Raw genomic sequence first — 3,197 nt, forward strand, 5'->3', positions numbered from 1 at the left:
TGACCACCTCCTACAACGCCGCCAAATACCTCCGCAAAACCACCACCCAACCCAGACCTTGACAACCAAACCAACCCACACCAAGAAAAAGACTCCCCGACGGGAAGAAAGCTGCAAGGTCTCCCCAGCGCAGTAGACCTTGCACGACAAACCACACCCAGACATGAAGAACCCTGCAAGATCGCCGCGGACGGGCAAAATCGTGCACGATCTCGAAGCCCTGTGAAGGGAAGCGCCGGAACCTCACGGAACCACCCGAACTCCCAAAAGCCACATAAACTGCCTAATCTGGCACCCTGGAAGCCCCCGCTCGGCGCCGCCCTCACAGATCTCGGCTCTCACCCGCCGCCTTACGCATGCCGAGACAGCCGCGACCCTGATGGCTGATCACGGAACCACCTACCTGCGGAAACGTGGTGTCGACTGCCGTCGCCCTGCCATCACCCAGGCGACACAGGTCACTGGATCTTGGTTCAGGGTCCGATCTCTGCCAGCTGAAGGCCTCGGGGCACGCCTCGCGATAGCGACAAGGAGGCGCGTATGCGCTGGTAGCGAGGGTTTGGCAACCATCAGGGTCCCGCTGCCTCAAGGCGCGAGACATCGGTGGGTGCCATCCGCGAAGGGCCGCCGGCGCAACCTCGCGGACTCCGAGGCAGGGGTCAGAGCCAGCCGGCCCAAATCGGCGACGATGATCGCTTCCGAACGAGCGGACACACTCCGTCGGGGCGCGCGGTATCGAGGTGGTGGCGGTTGATCGGGGCGGCAAGGGCCCGTGCAGGGCGGATCAGTCGACGGTTGCCGCCCTGGTCGGGGCCGGCCGGCAGCGAGAAGGTGGCGGTTGCCCGGGCGGCAAGAAGCCCGTGCTGGACGGCGTCAGTCGACGGTTGCCGCCCCGGTCGGGACCGGCCGGCAGCGAGAAGGTGGCAGCTGCTCGGGCGGCAAGAACCCCGTGCTGGACGGCGTCAGTCGACGGTTGCCGCCCCGGTCGGGACCGGCCGGCAGCGAGAAGGTGACAGTTGCTCGGGCGGCAAGGGGCCCCAGCGGGATCAGTCAGTCGAGAGTTGCCGCGCTGGTGGGGACCGGGCGGCGGCGAGGTGGTCGCCAGGATGGGTCGCGGCCGGCCAAGCCGATCGCTCTGGGCAGGAGGTCTTCCTCCGGGTCGACTGGGAACCGGGGACCGAACAGACCCGGCGTGCCGTCGGCCGGGCCCTGGCCGAGGAACTCGATCAGCACCTCCAGCGCGCGGGGATCGGCCGCGTAGTCCTGCTCGGTGGCGCGGGCCAGATCCCACCCGTGCATGATCAACTCGTTCATCGCGACGGCGCCCATCGCGGTGGCCGGCAGGGTGACGCCGCCGGCCTGGGCCGTGCCCGTCCAGGCGCCGGGATCGCGCCAGGCGATGCTGAGATCGGCGAGCAGCACCGGAAGGCGGCTGCGCCACTGCGGGGACAGGTGATCGGCCGAGGGCTGCGGTGGTGGGCCGTCGGTGCCGGGCACTCCGGCGCGCTTGCGGGCGGCCATCGTGAAGGCCACCGACAGGCCCATCAGATGGTCGAGCAGGGCCGCGACCGGCCAGCCTGGGCAGGGGGTCGGCGCGGCGAGGTCACGGTCGTCGACGCCCAGAAGCAACGCTCTGATCTGACGAACCGGCGGCTCGAAATCCAGCGGCACGCGGTCGGCCACGATCTCCTCCTTCGGTTGTCGTAGCCCTCACGGTACGAGGGGGGTACGACATTTCCGGAGGTCGCGAATCGACCTTTCGCACGCTGGGCCGCTTCCGGCGACCGGGATCGGTCAGGTGTGGACGGATAGGTCCGCGGTGTGACCGTCGGGGCCACCCTGTGATCCCTGGGCGGGATGCGATCCGGGACCGGACGGCATGCCCGGACCGTGCCCGCCCGGTCCGTGGCTACCAGCCTGGCCCTGACCGCCCGGCTGGCCCGGGTAGTCCTGCTGGCCCCCGAAATCGGGCTGCCCGTGACCGCCTGGCTGCCCGCGGAAGTCGGTCTGGCCCCGGAAGTCGGGCTGCCCATTTCCGCCCGGCTGACCCCGGAAGTCCGGCTGACCGGGACCACCGGGCTGGCCCCGGAAGTCGGGCTGTCCATGGAAATCGCCCTGGCCAGGGAAATCGCCCTGGCCAGGGAAATCGCCCTGGCCAGGGAAATCATCCTGACCGGGGAAGTCGGGCTGACCGGGGAAGTCCGGCTGACCGGCATAGTCGGGCTGGCCGTGGCCACCCGCCTGACTCCGGAACCCCGGGCCGTGGAAGTCGGGTTGGCCGGCAAAGTCGGACTGCCCGTGACCGTTCACCTGGCCGCGGAACTCGGACTGACCGGCGAAGCCGGACTGCCCCTGACCGTTCGCCTGGCCCCGGAAATCCGGCTGGCCGGCAAAGTCGGACTGGCCCGGGCCGTTCGCCTGGCTACGGAAGTCCGGCTGGCCGCTGTAGTCGGGCTGGCCTTGGCCGTTTGCCTGGGCCCGGAACTCCGGCTGGCCCGGGAAATCGGGCTGGCCCGGGAACTCCGGCTGGCCCTGGCTTCCCGGCTGGCCCCGGAAGTCCGGCTGGCCGGAGTAGGCGGAATGGCCCTGATCACCGCCCGGGACCCGGAAATCGGACGGGCCCTGGTTACCTGACTGGCCACGGAACTCCGGCTGGCCCTGACCACCTGACTGGTCGCGGAACTCCGGCTGGCCGGCGTACTCCGGCTGGCCCGGACCGCCCGCCGAGTGGAAGTCCGGCTGGTCGCGGTTGTCGGGCTGGCCGTGGAAGTCCTGCTGGGCGTGGTAGTCGGGCAGGGGCGGCAACACCTGGCCGGTGAGTGGCTGCTGACTGTCGGACGACGCGTGACCGTGGTAACCCGGAAGTGGCGGCAGCACCTGGCCGGACAACGGCGCCTGCGGGCCGGCCGGCATCGACTGTGGCTGGCCGGAGGCGTACCCCGGATTGGTGGTCCCCGGCAGGCTCGAACCAGGACCGCCGGGGATGCCGGAACCGGGGATCGGCTGGCCCGGCGGCGCCGCGGCCGGGTCGTGCGACGAGCCGGGCGGGACCCCGGGCGAGCCTGGGCCGGACGGCATGCCCTGACCGACGGGAACGCTCTGCGGCGGCCCACCTGATCAACACCGCGCGCGGCGGAATCGTCGACGAGCCGGCCCTGGCCGAGGCGGTCCGCACCGGCCGGATCGCCGGCGCCGCC

3 protein-coding genes are annotated in these 3,197 nt (G+C 70.8%); 2 read left to right on the top strand and 1 reads right to left on the bottom strand.

Annotated elements, in window-relative coordinates; all coding sequences use genetic code 11:
* Positions 1-1,050: 1,050 nt before the first annotated feature.
* On the bottom strand, positions 1,051-1,683 hold the full coding sequence (locus AB0E94_RS52590) for a TIGR03086 family metal-binding protein (RefSeq protein ID WP_360344444.1): 633 nt from the start codon (positions 1,681-1,683) through the stop codon (positions 1,051-1,053).
* A 222-nt stretch (positions 1,684-1,905) separates the two neighbouring features.
* On the opposite strand from AB0E94_RS52590, the gene AB0E94_RS52595 reads away from it, so the two are divergent.
* A complete protein-coding gene (locus AB0E94_RS52595) occupies positions 1,906-2,634 on the top strand; it encodes a hypothetical protein (RefSeq protein ID WP_360344447.1) in 729 nt (242 codons plus the stop codon).
* A 284-nt stretch (positions 2,635-2,918) separates the two neighbouring features.
* On the top strand, positions 2,919-3,197 hold a 279-nt coding region (locus AB0E94_RS52600; protein WP_360344450.1), incomplete at its 3' end, for an NAD(P)-dependent oxidoreductase.

The sequence above is a fragment of the Actinoplanes sp. NPDC026670 genome (assembly GCF_040638175.1).
Taxonomy (GTDB): Bacteria; Actinomycetota; Actinomycetes; order Mycobacteriales; family Micromonosporaceae; genus Actinoplanes.